Below are 15,105 nucleotides of genomic sequence, written 5' to 3'. Positions count from 1 at the left end.
TCGCCTCTCGCGCATTGGTGGGGGATACGTTACGACGACGCCATCGGGTTTTGTGAGAAGGGTCACTCACTTTTTGGATGACCGCGTGTGATTCCTGTCACCTCTCAGTCAGAAGCGCTGCCCAGGGGGCGGGAGCTTAACCACGCCGACAAAGAAATCATCGATTTGGCGGACAACTCGGATGAACTGGTGAAAATCCACCGGTTTCGCCACATACGCATTGGCGTGCAGGCGGTAGCTGTGCAGGATGTCCTCCTCCGCCTCGGAGGTGGTCAGCACCACGATGGGGATGCTGCGCAGATCGGGGTCACTCTTGACGTCGGCCAGCACCTCCCTGCCGTCCTTGCGCGGCAGGTTGAGATCGAGCAGCATCATGTCGGGCCTGGGCGCCGACGCGTAGCCGCCCTGCCGGCGAAGGAAGGCCATGGCCTCCTCGCCGTCGTTGACGACGTGCAGCCTGTTGCGCACCTCGTTGAGCTCGAACGCCTCTCTGGTCAGGAGCACGTCGCCCGGGTCGTCCTCGACGAGCAGCACGTCGATGGGGCGCGCGTCGTTCATTCATGGCTCCTGCCTGGCAGAGTCCACCGCACGGTGGCGCCCCGACCCTCCCGCTGCTGACTGTCCAACCAGATCCGGCCCCCGTGATAGTCCACGATCTTCCTGCAGACCGCCAGCCCGATGCCCGTCCCGGGATAGCGGTCGCGGGTGTGCAGGCGCTGGAAGATCAGGAAGATCTTGTCAGCGTACTTCTCCTCGATGCCGATCCCGTTGTCCGCGCAGGAGAACTCCCACATGTCGTCCGCCACCTCGCGGGCCTCGATATGGACCGCGGGCGGCTCGTCGCCCCTGAACTTGATCGCGTTGCCGATGAGGTTCTGGAAGACCTGGGTGAGCTGCGACCTGTTCCCGACGACCTCGGGCAGCGGGCCGTGGGTGACGCGGGCCCCCGTCTCCGCGACCCGCGCGGCGAGGTTGTGCAGGGCGTCGGCCAGCGGAAGCGCGCTGTCGAGCGGCACCTTCTCCCCGCCGATCCTGCCGACCCTGGAGAAGTCGAGAAGGTCGTTGATGAGGGCCTGCATCCGCTTGGCGCCGTCGACGGCGAAGGAGATGTACTGCTTGGCCCGGTCGTCGAGCTGGTCGCCGTAGCGCTGCTCCAGCATCTGGGTGAAGCTGGCCACCTTGCGCAGCGGCTCCTGGAGGTCGTGGCTGGCCACGTAGGCGAACTGCTCGAGCTCGCCGTTGGAGCGCCTGAGCTCCTCGGCCTGCTCCTCCGAGCGCCGCCACTGGGCGAGGATCCTGCGGCGCATCGCGTCGATGTGGCCGGACAGCTCCGACAGCTCCGCCGGACGGTCGACCTTGAGCGAACGGTCGAAGTCGCCCTGGGCGACGGCCCTGACCTGCGCGGTCAGCTCGGCCACCGGGAGCAGCACGACGTGCCTGACGATCAGGCCGATCAGGACCAGCACCCCCACCAGGACGGCGGCCAGCATGCCGAGCGCGAAGGTGAGGGTGCTCGCCCGCTGCTCCAGCTGGCGGCTCTTGGCGGCGTGGAGTGACTCGAGATGGGCGCGCTGGGCGTTGAGCGCCGCCCGGACCTCGCCGAACCTGAGGTCGTTGACCTCGGTGTGCTCCTTCGTCGGCGCCGCGCCCCCGAGGACGGGCTCGGCGGACTGCGTGCGCCACGCGGCGCTCGCCTGTCTGACGGCCTCCAGCCGCGGGCCGGGGACGAGCCTCTCGATGCGGCCGAGGGCCGCCTTCTCGTCGCTGCGCGCCCGCGCGTAGGCGGAGAGGTACCGGCTGTCCGCGGTCAGGCCGAAGCTCCTGACGGCGTCCTCCTGGGCTGTCAGCGCCACCGACAGATCGAGCGTGGCCAGCGCCGCGGGGTCCACGACGTCGATCACCTCGTGCCGCGCCTCGGAGAACCGCGTGAGCGTGCCGGTCGTGAGCATCGCGCCCGCCACCAGGACGAGCAGGCCGACGACGCCCGCGAACACGAACCAGCGGCCGATGGGCAGCCTGCCGTACCCGATGGGTGGTTGGGGCGGGGGCAGCGGGCGCGGGCGGGCCATCGCTCATCCCTTCCTGGAGATCAGCACCGCGGCCAGGTCATCGGAGAGCGCCTCTCTGTTGATCTCTGTCACCCTGTCGATGATCTGGTCGAGGTCGATCCCGCCGTGGTTCCGGATGATCGACAGCAGGCCGTCTGTGCCGAGCAGACCGGGCCCGCCGCCGACGGTCGCCTCGATCAGCCCGTCGGTGTAGAGGAGCACCGACCACTCGTCGCCGAGTGGCACGTCGATGGCGCGCCACTCCACGTCGGCGAAGATGCCGAGAGGCGGACCCGAGGGCCCGCCGCGCACCACGTCGAGTCGCCCCTCTCTGATCAGCACCGGTGGCGGGTGGCCGACCAGGTGCATGGTCGCGTGCCGCAGTGAGGGGTCGATCGTGGCGGTGCAGAGCGTGGTGAAGATCTCCGGTGACCTGCGCTCGTGCTTGAGCACGGTGTCGAGGGTGCGGAGCGCCTCGTTGCCGTGGATGCCGGCCAGCGTCAGCGTCCGCCAGGCGATGCGCAGCGCCACGCCGAGCGCCGCCTCGTCAGGGCCGTGGCCGCACACGTCGCCGATGACGCTGTGGATCGCGCCGTCGGGGCCCTGCACGGCGTCGTAGAAGTCGCCCGCGAGCAGGGATCGCTGCCGTCCGGGCAGGTAGCGACTCTGATGGTCGACGGGGCCTGGCGGGAGCAGCGGCACGGGCAGCAGGCCGTGTTCCAGGCGGGTGTTCTCCCTGCCGGTCAGCTCCGACTGGATGAGCCGCTGGTGGGCCAGGTCGGCGCGCTTGCGCTCGATGGCGTAGCGGATCGCCCTGGCCAGCAGGCGGGCGTCGACGTCCTGCTTGACCAGGAAGTCTTCGGCGCCCGCGGCCACGGCGGCGATGCCCACGTGGGCGTCGTTGAGCCCGGTCAGCACCAGCACGGCCACGTCGGGCGCCATGGCCAGCACCTGGCGCAGCGCCTCCATGCCGTCGGCGTCGGGCAGCGACAGGTCGACCAGCACGCACTGGATGTCGGGGCTGAAGCGCTGCCTGGCCTCGGCGATGCTGCGCGCCCAGGTGATCGTGGGCGGCTTCTCCACTTCCTGGAGCAGTTCCTCGACCAGGAAGGCGTCACCCGCGTCATCCTCGATCAGCAGCAGGGGAGGCATCTCTGGAAGGCCGTGCGCTGTCACGTACACCTCTGATGAGCTCGACGCCTTGGGGGAGTTCGCCCCCATGGTCCGCTTCCGCGAGGAAGAAGAGCAAGGTCGCGCGAAAGGCCTGTGCGGCCCTGGTCGGCTCGACGTCCTTCCGGTGTGCCAATGCGATCGTACGGCGCAGCCCGGGCGGCGCGAGGGGAATGCCGGTCAGTCCCGGACGGCCGTCCAGCACCATCGACGGCACCACGGCCACACCCAGTCCCGCTTCGACGAAGCGCAGCACGGCGTCCATCTCGCCGCCCTCGACCGCGAACCTTGGCTCGAACCCCGCCTGCCGGCAGGCGGCCAGCGTGGCCTCCCTGAGGTCGTAGCCCCGCCTGAACATCACCATCGGCCGCCCGCGCAGGTCCTCGATCCGCAGGTACGGCCGGCGGACCCGGGCGTGCGAAGGCGAGGCGACCACGAGGTTCTCCCGCAGGATCTCCTCGGTCACCAGGGCGGGATCGTCGCTCTGCAGCGGCATGATGATCACCGAGAGGTCGAGCTGCCCTCTGGCGAGCGCCCTGACCAGGTCGCGGGAGCCGCCCTCCTCGACGAGCAGCTCGATCCCCGGGTACTCACGGTGGAAGCGGGCCAGCGCGTCGGCCAGCAGTCCGGCGCAGAGGGAGGGGGTGGCGCCGAGCCGTACCCTGCCTCGCCTCAACCCGGCCAGCTCGGCGACCTCCTGGCGGGCGGTGTCGGCGTCGGCCAGCATCCGGCGCGCCAGCGGCAGCAGGGCCTCGCCCGCGGGCGTGAGCGTGACGTTCCCGCGCGCGCGGGAGAACAGTGGCGCGCCCAGCTCGGTCTCCAGCGCCTTGATCTGCTTGCTCAGCGACGGCTGCGCGACGCGCATGCGTTCGGCGGCCTGGGTGAAGTGCCTGGTCTCCGCCACCGCGACGAAGTAGGCGAGCTGCTGGAGCTGCACTTTCCACAGCGTACGGGGTGTGACATTGATCGCACCGCGGCGGGGCACAGGCCGCTTCCTGCCCGGCAAATAGCCCCTGGCTATCGAAACGAGAACCATGATGACTTGGACGGATAATCGCAGCTTAATTAGCGTCGGAAGACGTGACAGCCACGATTGAGCGCGGGTCCGCCACCGCGCCGGTTAGCTCCCCCGCGAAGGCTCCCAAGCCTGCAACGCCCAAGAAGTCCGGCGGGTTCCTGGGCTCCTCCAACGGCAAGAAGGCCGTGATGGCCGTCACGGGCGCCATCCTGGTGATCTTCCTCCTCGGCCACATGACGGGCAACCTCAAGATCTTCCTGAGCAAGGACTCGTTCGACGAGTACGCCCACTTCCTGCGGACCATGGGCGAGCCGCTCGTGCCGTACCGCACGCTGCTGACGCTCGTCGAAGTGGTGCTGTTCGCCAGCGTCGTCCTGCACATGTGGGCGGCCATCTCGCTGGCCAGGCGCGCCAGCAAGGCCCGCCCGGTGAAGTACGCGGTGAAGAAGTCGCAGGCCAAGGGCTACACGACGCACATCATGCGGTTCGGCGGCATCACCATCGCGCTGTTCGTGATCTGGCACCTGCTCGACCTCACCTTCGGCGTGGTCAACCCCGCCGGGTTCGACTCGGCGCCGTCCGAGAGGCTGGTCGACGGCTTCCAGCCAGGGCGTTGGTGGGTCACCCTCTTCTACGTCGTGGCCGTCGTGATGGTGGGCCTCCACCTCCGGCACGGCCTGTGGAGCATGTTCCAGACGCTCGGCTGGTCGAACGGCAGCCGCTACAAGACCCTGAACGCCGTGGCCGCCCTGGTCTCGGCCGTGCTGGTCCTCGGGTTCCTCGCGGTGCCGATCGCCGTCATGACTGGAGTGGTGAAGTGAAGTACACCGAGGGCACGGAGATCAGGGACACCAAGGCTCCCGCGGGTCCCATCGAGGAGCGCTGGGAGAAGCGGAAGTTCAGCGCCAAGCTGGTCAACCCGGCCAACAAGCGCAAGCTTCAGGTCATCGTGGTCGGCACCGGCCTGGCGGGCGGCTCGGCCGCCGCGACCCTGGGCGAGCTGGGCTACAACGTGAAGTCCTTCTGCTACCAGGACTCACCGCGCCGCGCGCACTCCATCGCCGCGCAGGGTGGCATCAACGCCGCGAAGAACTACCGGGGCGACGGCGACTCGATCTACCGGCTGTTCTACGACACCGTGAAGGGCGGCGACTTCCGCGCCCGCGAGTCGAACGTCTACCGCCTGGCCCAGGTGTCGGTGAACATCATCGACCAGGCCGTCGCGCAGGGTGTGCCGTTCGCCCGTGAGTACGGCGGGCTGCTCGACACCCGCTCCTTCGGCGGCGCGCAGGTCTCTCGCACCTTCTACGCCAGGGGCCAGACGGGCCAGCAGCTGCTGCTCGGCGCCTACCAGGCGCTGGAGCGCCAGGTAGCGGCCGGGACCGTGGAGATGTTCACCAGGCACGAGATGCTCGAGCTGATCGTCTCCGACGGCAGGGCGCGCGGCATCATCGTGCGCGACATGGTGACCGGCGAGATCGAGCGGCACATGGCCGACGCGGTCGTGCTGGCCACCGGCGGCTACGGCAACGTCTTCTACCTGTCCACGAACGCCAAGGGCTGCAACACCACGGCGATCTGGCGGGCGCACGAGAAGGGCGCCTACTTCGCCAACCCCTGCTATACGCAGATCCACCCGACCTGCATCCCGGTGTCGGGCGAGTACCAGTCGAAGCTGACGCTGATGTCGGAGTCGCTGCGCAACGACGGCCGGGTCTGGGTGCCCGTGGCGGCGGGCGACACGCGCGCCCCCGGCGACATCCCCGACGACGAGCGCGACTACTACCTGGAGCGGATCTACCCCGCCTTCGGCAACCTGGTGCCCCGCGACATCGCCTCCCGCGCCGCCAAGAACGTCTGTGACGAGGGCCGTGGCGTCGGCCCCGGCGGGCTGGGCGTGTACCTCGACTTCCGCGACGCGATCAACCGGCTCGGCCGGGACGCGGTGGAGAAGAAGTACGGCAACCTCTTCGAGATGTACGAGCGCATCACCGGCGAGGACCCCTACACCCAGCCCATGCGCATCTACCCGGCCGTCCACTACACGATGGGCGGCCTGTGGGTGGACTACGACCTGCAGTCCACGATCCCCGGGCTGTTCGTGATCGGCGAGGCGAACTTCTCCGACCACGGCGCCAACCGCCTCGGCGCCTCCGCGCTGATGCAGGGACTGGCCGACGGCTACTTCGTGCTGCCGACCACCATCGGCGACTACCTGGCCAACGGCCCGTACGGCGAGGTCGACGAGGAGGCCGTCGCCGAGGCCGAGATCAAGGTCCGCACGAAGATCGACAAGCTGCTGTCGATCAACGGCACTCGCACGCCCGACTCCTTCCACCGGGAGCTCGGCAAGATCATGTGGGACTACTGCGGCATGGAGCGCACCGAGGAGTCGCTGCGCAAGGCCCTGGAGCTGATCCCCTCGCTGCGCGAGGAGTTCTGGCGCAACGTCAAGGTCTCCGGCTCCGCCGAGGAGCTCAACCAGGTGCTCGAGAAGGCCGGCCGCGTGGCCGACTTCTTCGACCTGGCCGAGCTCATGTGCCTGGACGCGCTGGTGCGCACCGAGTCGTGCGGCGGTCACTTCAGGGCCGAGTCGCAGGACGCCGACGGTGAGGCGTTGCGAGACGACGAGAACTTCGCGCACGTGTCGGCGTGGGAGCACACCCCCGACGGGCCGGTGTTGCACAAGGAACCGCTCGAGTACGAGTACGTCAAGATGAGCCAGCGGAGCTACAAGTGAACCTCACCCTTAAGGTCTGGCGTCAGAGCGGTCCCAAGGACTCCGGCCGGATGGTGACCTACCAGGCCAAGGACGTCTCTCCCGACATGTCCTTCCTGGAGATGCTCGACGTCGTCAACGAGCAGCTGATCCTGGCGGGCGACGACCCGATCGCCTTCGACCACGACTGCCGCGAGGGCATCTGTGGCATGTGCGGCATGGTCATCAACGGCGTCGCTCACGGCGAGCAGCGCGCCACCACCACGTGCCAGCTGCACATGCGCCACTTCGAGGACGGCGCCACCGTCACCATCGAGCCGTGGCGGGCCGCGCCCTTCCCGGTGGTGAAGGACCTGGTCGTGGACAGGTCGGCGTTCGACCGCATCATCCAGGCCGGTGGCTTCGTCTCGGTTCCCGCCGGTTCGGCGCCCGACGCCCACAGCCTGCCGGTGCGCAAGGAGGACGCCGACGACGCCTTCGACGCGGCCACCTGCATCGGCTGCGGCGCCTGCGTCGCGGCCTGCCCGAACGGCTCGGCCTCGCTGTTCACGGCGGCGAAGATCACCCACCTCTCGCTGCTGCCGCAGGGCCAGCCGGAGCGGATCGCCCGCGCCAAGTCGATGGTGGACCAGATGGACGCCGAGGGCTTCGGCGGATGCACGAACACCGGCGAGTGCACGGCTGTCTGCCCGAAGGGGATCCCGCTGGACACGATCGCCAGGATGAACAGCGACTACCTCAAGGCCAACGCCAAGTAGGCGCGCGCGAACGCGGGCCGTCCCTCCTCGCACCGGAGGGGCGGCCCGCGTCGTCGTTGTCACCTGCGCTTCAGGAAGGCGGCGGCGAGCAGGGCGCCCGCCAGCACCAGGGCGGCGTTGACGAGGATCGCGATCGAGACCCCGGAGAGCACCCCCTCCGGGCCCGTGTCGCCGAGCGCGGTCAGCCGGGCCGTGACGACGGCGCTCATGATCGGGATGCCCATCGTGATGCCGACCTGCTGGGTCATGGTCGCCAGGCCGGTGGCGAGGCCCTGCTCCTCGTCGGGCAGCCCTGAGGTGGCGGTCACCATGAAGCCCACGATCACCAGCATGTTGCCGACGCCGCCGACGAAGGTCGCGGCCAGCAGCAGCCAGATGGAGGAGCCCGAGGTTCCGAGACCGATCAGCGCGAGGGTGGCGACGGCCTGGACCAGGCCACCGCCGACGATGGTGGCCCTGGTGCCGAGGCGGCCGACCGCGCGCCCGCCGAGGGTGCCGCCGAGCACGGTGCCCAGGCCCAGGACCCCGAAGGCGAGACCGGTGGCCAGCGGCGAGTAGTCGAGGACCTCCTGGAGGTAGAGGGTGAGCAGGAAGACCAGCGACGTCTCGGTGACGAAGGCGATGAGCCCCGCGGTGTTGCCCCAGACGACGCTGCGCCGCTTCATGATCCGCACGGGGACGAGGGGCGCGTCGGCCCGCTTCTCGATGAACCAGAACGCCACCAGGAGCGCGAGCCCCGCGATCAGCGCGGCCAGCGTGGAAGGCGTGGTCCAGCCGGTCTCACCGGCCTGGGTGAGGCCGTAGACGAGGGCGAGGAGCCCGCCGGTGACGGCGATCGCGCCGGGCACGTCCAGCTTCGGCCGTACGGCGGGCCGCGAGTCGGTGATCACCGAAGGAGCCAGGGCCAGGACGAGCGCGGCGACGGGCACGTTGACGAAGAAGGCCCAGCGCCAGGAGAGCAGGTCGGTGAGCAGGCCGCCGAGGATCGCGCCCGCGGTGAACCCGGCGGACATCAGCGCGCCGTTGAGGCCGAGGGCGCGCTCCCGCAGCGGGCCCTCCTTGAACGCCGTGGTGAGCAGGGCGAGACCCGCGGGCGTGACGGCGGCCGTGGCCAGTCCCTGCAACACTCTGGCCACCAGCAGGACCTCGGGAGAGGTGGCGAGACCGCCCATCAGCGAGGAGAGACCGAGGACGGCTATGCCGCCCAGGAAGAGCCGCTTGCGTCCGACCAGGTCGGCGACGCGGCCGAACAGGAGGGTGAACCCGGCGGCGGCCAGCGCGAAGGAGGTGGCGATCCACTGGAGGTGGGTGAGGGAGAAACCGAGCCCCTGTCCGACGACGGGCAGCGCGACGTTCAGGATCGAGAAATCCACGGCGATCATGAACTGGGCGCCGAGGAGGAGGGTCAGCACGAGCTTCTGCCGTCCGGTCATGACGGCCCGCGGCTCGGCGTGGGTGAGCGTGGACATGGCAAGCCCTTCTTCTAACGGGTCTCTGGTTCCGTTAAGATGAGAGCAACGTAGCATGAGGGGGTTGGTAATGGAACTGGAGACCCGTTATGGCGCGGTCAGGCCGGGGGGACGCACCGCGCGCGTGCGCGCCGCCGTCCTCCAGGCGGCCGGCGACGCGCTGGTCGAGCACGGCTTCGACCGGCTCGACCTCGCCGACGTCGCCCGCAGGGCGGAGGTCGGCAAGACCACGGTCTACCGGCGCTGGTCCACGACCACGGGCCTGGTCGCCGACCTCCTCGTCGACATGGCCGAACAGTCCACGCCCCGCACCGACACCGGCTCGCTCGACGAGGACCTCAGAGCGAACGCCAGGCTCGTGGTCGCCACCCTGACCGATCCCCGCCAGGGGGCGCTGTTCAAGGCGGTGATCGCCGCGGCGACGTGTGACGAGCGGACGGCCGAGGCGCTGCACCGCTTCTACGCGACGAGGATCGAGGAGTGGGCGGGGTGCGTGCGGGCGGCCATCGCGCGGGGAGAGGTGCCCGGCGGAACGGACGCCCATGAGGTCATCCGCGCGGTCTCGGCGCCGCTGTACTACCGCTTCCTGGCCAGCGGCGATCCCCTTGACGAGACCGTCGCCGACCGCGCCGCCGCGGGGGCGGCGACGGCGGCCAGGGCGGGTGTTTACACGGTGTGACCGGCGCCCTGGCCTTCGCAGGACCTCCGGGGGACATCAACCCCAGAGGCCGAGTGCTACGGGAGGTTCAGCTCGTAGACCTTGACGGCCATCGGGCCCGCGGGGTCGTAGACGACCCGGACGGCCAGGCGGCCCTTGCCCAGCAGCGTCCACAGGTCGCCGGGCGTGCACTTGACCGCGCCGAAGCCCTTCTTCGTGTACTTGTCGTGCGGGTAGCCCGCCGCCCGCTTGCCGCACTTCTTGTTGATCTGGCGGAAGTCGAGCCCCTCGGTGTAGTCGATCTTGATGGGCTCGCCCGTCCTCTTGCCGAGACTCCAGCCGGGCAGGCCGCTCTCGCCGATCTCGCCGAGCGTCGCCTTGGCAGGAGTGAGGATCATGGCGGAGTCGCCCGACTTCTTGGCCCAGCCGTACACGGTCTTGAGGCCGGTGTCGGCGTGGGCCGCGGGGGCGACGGCGGCCGTCGCCAGCAGGGTGGCCGCCGCGATTCCGATGAGTTTGGTGGTCATAGATCGGGATCGTCCCACGAGCACCGCTTGTGGTGGGATGGGGGCGGTTCAAATCGGGGCGATGCCGGCCGAGGACCAGAGGATCCTCCTCGAGGCGCCGGCGACGCTGCTCACGCTGGAGGACGACCTCGAGGTGGTCGCCACGGCGCGCCCCCGCGCGCGGCGCACCAGCTCAGGCGCGGAAAATCGTTTGCCGGTGAGCTGGGAATTTGTCAATCTTGACGAGCTATGCGCTCCCTACCCCAGGCCGATCCAGGCACCCCTGACATTCGCACGCCCACGCGCTACCTCCTCTGGACGGCGCGCCGCCAGGCGGGCGCCCTTGCCATTGGCATCTCCTTCGCCATCCTGTGGTGGTTCGCGCAGGCGCTCATGCCGTACGTGCTGGGCAAGGGCATCGACGCGGTCACCGGCAAGCACACCGACGATCTGGTGACCTGGTCGGCGGTGCTGTTCGGGCTCGGGCTCGTCCAGTCCTACGCCGGCATCATGCGGCACCGGATGGCGGTCTACAACTGGCTGGCCGCGGCCTACCGTACGGTCCAGGTGACCACCAGGCAGGCCACCAGGCTGGGGGCGACGCTGCCGAAGCGGCTGTCCACCGGCGAGGTGGTGAGCGTCGGCAACTCCGACATCGCGCACATCGGCAACTCGATGGACATCCTGCTGCGCGGCGTCGGCTCGGTCGTGGCGCTCGTCACCGTGACCGTGATCCTGATCTCCACCTCGCTGGAGCTGGGGCTGCTGGTGCTGATCGGCGTGCCGCTGATGGCGATCGCCGTCGGCCCGCTGCTCAAACCGCTGCACAAGCGCCAGCAGGCCCACCGCGAGCTACAGGGTGAGCTGTCCACCAGGGCCGCCGACATCGTCGCGGGCCTGCGGGTGCTGCGCGGCATCGGCGGCGAGCAGGTCTTCGCCGACCGCTACCGCGAGGATTCGCAGCGGGTACGGCACGCGGGCGTGCGCGTCGCGGGCGTCGAGTCGATGCTGGAGGGCGCGCAGATCCTGCTGCCCGGCCTGCTCATCGCGATCGTCACCGGCATCGGCGCCTCCTTCGCCGTCGGCGGGCAGATCACCACGGGCCAGCTCGTCGCCTTCTACGGCTACGCGGTCTTCCTGATCGGCCCGATGCGCACGCTCACCGAGGCCGCCGACAAGCTGACCAAGGGCCACGTCGCCGCCAGGCGCGTGGTCAGGATCCTGTCGATCGAGCCCGAGGTGACGGGCGGCCAGGACACCTCCCATGGCGGCCTCCTGCACGACGCCGAGAGCGGGGTGACGGTCAGGCCCGGCACGCTGACCGCGCTCGCGGGCGGCACCCCCGAGGACGCGATCGCGATCGCCGACCGCCTGGGCCGCTACAGCGAGGGCGAGGTCTCCTTCGGCGGCACCGATCTGGCCACGCTGCCGCTGGCCGAGGTCCGCTCCAGGGTGCTGGTCGCCGACAACAACGCCAGGCTGTTCGCCGGACGGCTGCGCGACGAGCTCGACGTCCGGGGCGAGGCCTCGGCCGACGACGTGGCGCGGGCACTGCACACCGCCTGCGCCGAGGACATCATCGAGGCTCTGCCCGACGGCCTCGACGCCCACGTGGCCGAGGCGGGCAGGGAGTTCTCCGGCGGGCAGCAGCAGCGGCTGCGCCTGGCCAGGGCGCTGGTCGCCGACCCCGAGGTGCTCATCCTGGTCGAGCCGACCAGCGCGGTCGACGCGCACAGCGAGGCGCGCATCGCCGAGCGGCTCGCCAAGGCGCGGGCCGGCCGGACGACGCTGGTCTGCACGACCAGCCCGCTGGTGCTCGACCGCACCGACCACGTGATCTACGTGGAGGACGGCAGGGTGCGGGCCGAAGGCGCGCACCGCGACCTGCTGGCCACCGAACCCGCCTACGCGGCGACCGTGACGAGAGGGGAGGACTGAGATGGCTCGGGAGATTCTCCCCGTCGCCGACCAGGCGCAGGTTCGCGCCTACGCAAGGCGGCTGACGTTGAAGTACCCGCGTGAGCTGACCGTCGCCCTCGCGTTGCACGGCCTGGCCGCGGTGGCGGGGCTGGCGGTGCCGTGGCAGCTCGGCAACCTGGTCCAGCACGTGCAGGACGGCGCGGACATCAACGTCACGCTGGTGGCCGTCGGCATCGGAACGTTCCTGGTGCTGCAGTCGGTGCTGGTCCGCTTCGCGGTGCTGGCCTCCTCCCGGCTCGGCGAGAAGGTGCTCGCCGAGCTGCGCGAGGAGTTCGTCGACAGGGTGCTCGCGCTGCCGCTGTCCACGGTGGAGCGGGCGGGCTCGGGCGACCTGATCACCCGCACCTCGCGCGACGTCGACTCGCTGTCGAGGACCGTGCGGCACGCGGTGCCCGAGACGCTGATCGCGCTGGTCACCGGGCTGATCACGGTGGGCGCGCTGCTGCTGGTCAGCCCGCTGCTCATGCTGCCGATGCTACTGGCCGTCCCCATCATCTGGATCTCCACCCGGTGGTACCTCAACCGGGCGCGCGACGGCTATCTGCGGGAGAACGCCGCCTACGCGGACATGACCGAGGGGCTGGCCGAGACGGTCGAGGGTGCCCGCACGATCGAGGCGCTCGGCCTGCAGGAGCGCAGGCACGCCCGCACTGACGGCGACATCTCCAGGTCGTGGGCGGCCGAGCGCTACACGCTCGGCCTGCGCACGGTGTGGTTCCCCATGGTCGAGCTCGGCTACGTGATCCCCGTGGTCTCGGCGCTGCTGGTCGGCGGGCTGTTCTACACCAACGGCTGGGTGACGCTCGCCCAGGTCACCGCCGCCGTGCTCTACGCGCAGCAGCTCATCGACCCGCTCGACAGGTTCCTGATGTGGATCGACGAGCTGCAGGTCGGCGGGGCGGCGATGGCGCGGCTGCTGGGCGTGGCCAACGTGCCCGACGACCGTGCGGCAGGCACCTCGGTGCCGGCGGGCGAGAACCTGGCCGCCTCGGACGTGCGCTACGCCTACCGCGAGGGGCACGACGTCCTGCACGGGGTGTCGCTGTCGCTGCGTCCTGGCGAGCGGCTGGCGATGGTCGGGCCCTCGGGCGCGGGCAAGTCGACGCTCGGCAGGCTGCTGGCCGGCATCCACGGCCCGCGCACCGGCTCCGTCACGGTCGGCGGGGTGCCACTGGTCGACCTGCCCCTGGACGACCTGCGCGGCCACGTCGCGCTGGTCACCCAGGAGCATCACGTCTTCCGCGGCACGCTGCGCGACAACCTGCTCATCGCGCGGCCCTCCGCCACCTCCGAGCAGGTCCTCGACGCGCTGAGGGCGGTGGACGCGCTGGACTGGGTGGAGTCGCTGCCCGACGGGCTCGACACCACGGTCGGCTCGGGCGGCACGGCGATCTCACCCGCGCACGCCCAGCAGATCGCGCTGGCCAGGCTGGTCCTGGCCGACCCGCACACGCTGGTGCTCGACGAGGCCACCTCGCTGATCGACCCCAGGGCCGCGCGCAACCTGGAGCGGTCCCTCGCGGCCGTTCTCGACGGCCGCACGGTGATCGCGATCGCGCACCGCCTCTACACGGCGCACGACGCGGACCGCGTGGCGGTGGTGGAGGACGGGCGGATCAGCGAGCTGGGCTCGCACGACGAGCTGGTGGCCGAGGGCGGCTCCTACGCGGCCCTGTGGGCCAGCTGGCACGGCAGCCCCGCCCCGACCGCCCGCTGATCACTTCCAGAACCGCACCTCGGGGTAGGCCGTGGACGGGCCGTCCAGCAACGGCTCGTCCCTGCCCCGCAGGTGCGTGTCGAGGAAGGCGGCGAGGTAGGCGCGGGTGATCTTCAGCGCCCGCGCTCCGACGAGCTCGGGTGCGGGCAGGCCCAGCTGGGGCCTGAGCACGGCGTAGTCGACGAACGAGGAGTGGTCGGCGCCGGTCACGGTGATCCAGCGCTTCCAGCCCGTCATGTTGGCCCACGACTGCCGCCACGTGCTGTCCTTTCCGTCAGGGACGTGCTTGGTGGTGCCGACCATGAGGAAGGGCTTGCCCAGATTCGGCACGATCGGGGCGAACGTGCCGTCCAGGTTGGCGGCCGCCTTGACCCGCGGGTCGGCCAGCATGGTGTGCGCGGCGCTGTTGCCGCCCATCGAGTGGCCGACCACGGCGATCCTGGAGCGGTCGACCAGGTCCCGCCTCATGAGCTGGTCGAGCACGAACCGCAGGTCGGCGACCCTTCCCTGGGCGACCTTCGCGCCGTCCTGCCCTCGCACGCAGGCTAGGCAGGTGGTGGTCCTGCCGTCGGGGAAGGTGGTGGCGACCGACTCGTAGGTATGCTCCACCGCCGCCACCAGATAGCCCCTGCTGGCCAGGTCCTCGGCCAGCGACGTCAGCGTCGCCTTGGGCATGGTGAAGCCCGGGGACATCAGCACCAGGGGCAGTCTGGCCCGGGAGGGCGGCGGGCTCACCCTGGCGTGCGCCCGGGTCGCGGTGAGTGTCTCGGGAGGCACGTCGAAGTCCTTCAGGACGGCGGCCGACTCCTCCTTCGTCAGGTAGCTCGCGCGCTTTCCTCCTGACCTGGACGCCGGGTACCAGAGGGAGACCATGAGCTCCCTGGCGGCCGCCTCCTGGTTCCAGGGGTCGCGGCGCTCGATGTCGACCAGGTGGAGGGAGGTCGTGCCGACCGTCTGCTCGCCCGTCGGTTCGGGCAGCGAGGGCTTGGCGGTCTCGGCGTGTGCGGGGGCGGCGATGAGGGCCGACGACAGGGCCGCGACAACGTAGGGCGTCTTCATGCG

Annotated in this window: 13 protein-coding genes; 6 read left to right on the top strand and 7 right to left on the bottom strand. The window is 70.3% G+C overall.

Annotation, left to right across the window (positions count from 1 at the left end):
• Nucleotides 1-108: 108 nt before the first annotated feature.
• Genes H4W81_RS30335 through H4W81_RS30320 form a run of 4 tightly spaced genes read right to left on the bottom strand, consistent with a single transcriptional unit; the run spans nt 109 to nt 4,155 of the window.
• On the bottom strand, nt 109-558 hold the full coding sequence (locus H4W81_RS30335) for a response regulator (protein ID WP_192777944.1): 450 nt from the start codon (nt 556-558) through the stop codon (nt 109-111).
• The gene (locus H4W81_RS30330) at nt 555-2,069 is read right to left on the bottom strand and encodes a sensor histidine kinase (RefSeq protein ID WP_192777943.1); all 1,515 of its coding nucleotides are present in this window, start codon (nt 2,067-2,069) and stop codon (nt 555-557) included. Before H4W81_RS30330 ends, H4W81_RS30335 begins: the two co-directional genes overlap by 4 nt.
• Before the next feature lie 3 nt (nt 2,070-2,072).
• Nucleotides 2,073-3,200 (bottom strand): PP2C family protein-serine/threonine phosphatase, encoded by a 1,128-nt coding sequence (locus tag H4W81_RS30325; RefSeq protein ID WP_225958860.1) that lies wholly within the window; start codon nt 3,198-3,200, stop codon nt 2,073-2,075.
• Nucleotides 3,172-4,155 (bottom strand): LysR family transcriptional regulator, encoded by a 984-nt coding sequence (locus H4W81_RS30320; RefSeq protein ID WP_192777941.1) that lies wholly within the window; start codon nt 4,153-4,155, stop codon nt 3,172-3,174. The genes H4W81_RS30325 and H4W81_RS30320 overlap by 29 nt, the downstream gene beginning before the upstream one ends.
• A 143-nt stretch (nt 4,156-4,298) precedes the next feature.
• Here H4W81_RS30320 and H4W81_RS30315 point away from each other — a divergent pair, with 143 nt between their 5' ends.
• The 3 genes from H4W81_RS30315 to H4W81_RS30305 are packed head-to-tail and all read left to right on the top strand — an operon-like array spanning nt 4,299 to nt 7,713.
• Nucleotides 4,299-5,057, top strand: a complete 759-nt coding sequence (locus H4W81_RS30315) for a succinate dehydrogenase cytochrome b subunit (protein ID WP_192777940.1) — start codon at nt 4,299-4,301, stop codon at nt 5,055-5,057.
• Nucleotides 5,054-6,976 carry a fumarate reductase/succinate dehydrogenase flavoprotein subunit gene (locus H4W81_RS30310; protein ID WP_192777939.1) on the top strand — a complete coding sequence of 641 codons (1,923 nt, stop codon included), beginning with the start codon at nt 5,054-5,056 and terminating at the stop codon, nt 6,974-6,976. The genes H4W81_RS30315 and H4W81_RS30310 overlap by 4 nt, the downstream gene beginning before the upstream one ends.
• Nucleotides 6,973-7,713 carry a succinate dehydrogenase/fumarate reductase iron-sulfur subunit gene (locus H4W81_RS30305; RefSeq protein ID WP_192777938.1) on the top strand — a complete coding sequence of 247 codons (741 nt, stop codon included), beginning with the start codon at nt 6,973-6,975 and terminating at the stop codon, nt 7,711-7,713. Before H4W81_RS30310 ends, H4W81_RS30305 begins: the two co-directional genes overlap by 4 nt.
• Before the next feature lie 59 nt (nt 7,714-7,772).
• Here H4W81_RS30305 and H4W81_RS30300 read toward each other — a convergent pair whose 3' ends face one another.
• Nucleotides 7,773-9,182, bottom strand: a complete 1,410-nt coding sequence (locus tag H4W81_RS30300; RefSeq protein WP_225958859.1) for an MFS transporter — start codon at nt 9,180-9,182, stop codon at nt 7,773-7,775.
• Between the two features lie 55 nt (nt 9,183-9,237).
• On the opposite strand from H4W81_RS30300, the gene H4W81_RS30295 reads away from it, so the two are divergent.
• A complete protein-coding gene (locus H4W81_RS30295; RefSeq protein ID WP_225958858.1) occupies nt 9,238-9,861 on the top strand; it encodes a TetR/AcrR family transcriptional regulator in 624 nt (207 codons plus the stop codon).
• A 56-nt stretch (nt 9,862-9,917) separates the two neighbouring features.
• Here the strand turns inward: H4W81_RS30295 and H4W81_RS30290 are convergent, their stop codons facing one another.
• Entirely contained in the window at nt 9,918-10,367 is a 450-nt protein-coding gene (locus tag H4W81_RS30290; protein WP_192777937.1) for a hypothetical protein, read from the bottom strand.
• 228 nt (nt 10,368-10,595) lie between these two features.
• On the opposite strand from H4W81_RS30290, the gene H4W81_RS30285 reads away from it, so the two are divergent.
• Together H4W81_RS30285 and H4W81_RS30280 are read left to right on the top strand one after the other, a co-directional pair.
• Nucleotides 10,596-12,284: an ABC transporter ATP-binding protein gene (locus tag H4W81_RS30285; RefSeq protein ID WP_192777936.1), complete on the top strand. Its 1,689-nt coding sequence runs from the start codon at nt 10,596-10,598 to the stop codon at nt 12,282-12,284.
• Nucleotide 12,285: 1 nt separating this feature from the next.
• On the top strand, nt 12,286-14,043 hold the full coding sequence (locus H4W81_RS30280; RefSeq protein WP_192777935.1) for an ABC transporter ATP-binding protein: 1,758 nt from the start codon (nt 12,286-12,288) through the stop codon (nt 14,041-14,043).
• On the opposite strand, the gene H4W81_RS30275 is transcribed toward H4W81_RS30280, so the two are convergent.
• Nucleotides 14,044-15,102 carry an alpha/beta hydrolase family protein gene (locus H4W81_RS30275; RefSeq protein ID WP_192777934.1) on the bottom strand — a complete coding sequence of 353 codons (1,059 nt, stop codon included), beginning with the start codon at nt 15,100-15,102 and terminating at the stop codon, nt 14,044-14,046.
• Between the last annotated feature and the right edge of the window lie 3 nt (nt 15,103-15,105).

Source organism: Nonomuraea africana, from assembly GCF_014873535.1.
Lineage (GTDB): Bacteria > Actinomycetota > Actinomycetes > Streptosporangiales > Streptosporangiaceae > Nonomuraea > Nonomuraea africana.
The sequence above is the reverse complement of the archived record's forward strand: the minus strand, read 5'-3'. Positions and strand labels throughout refer to the sequence as shown.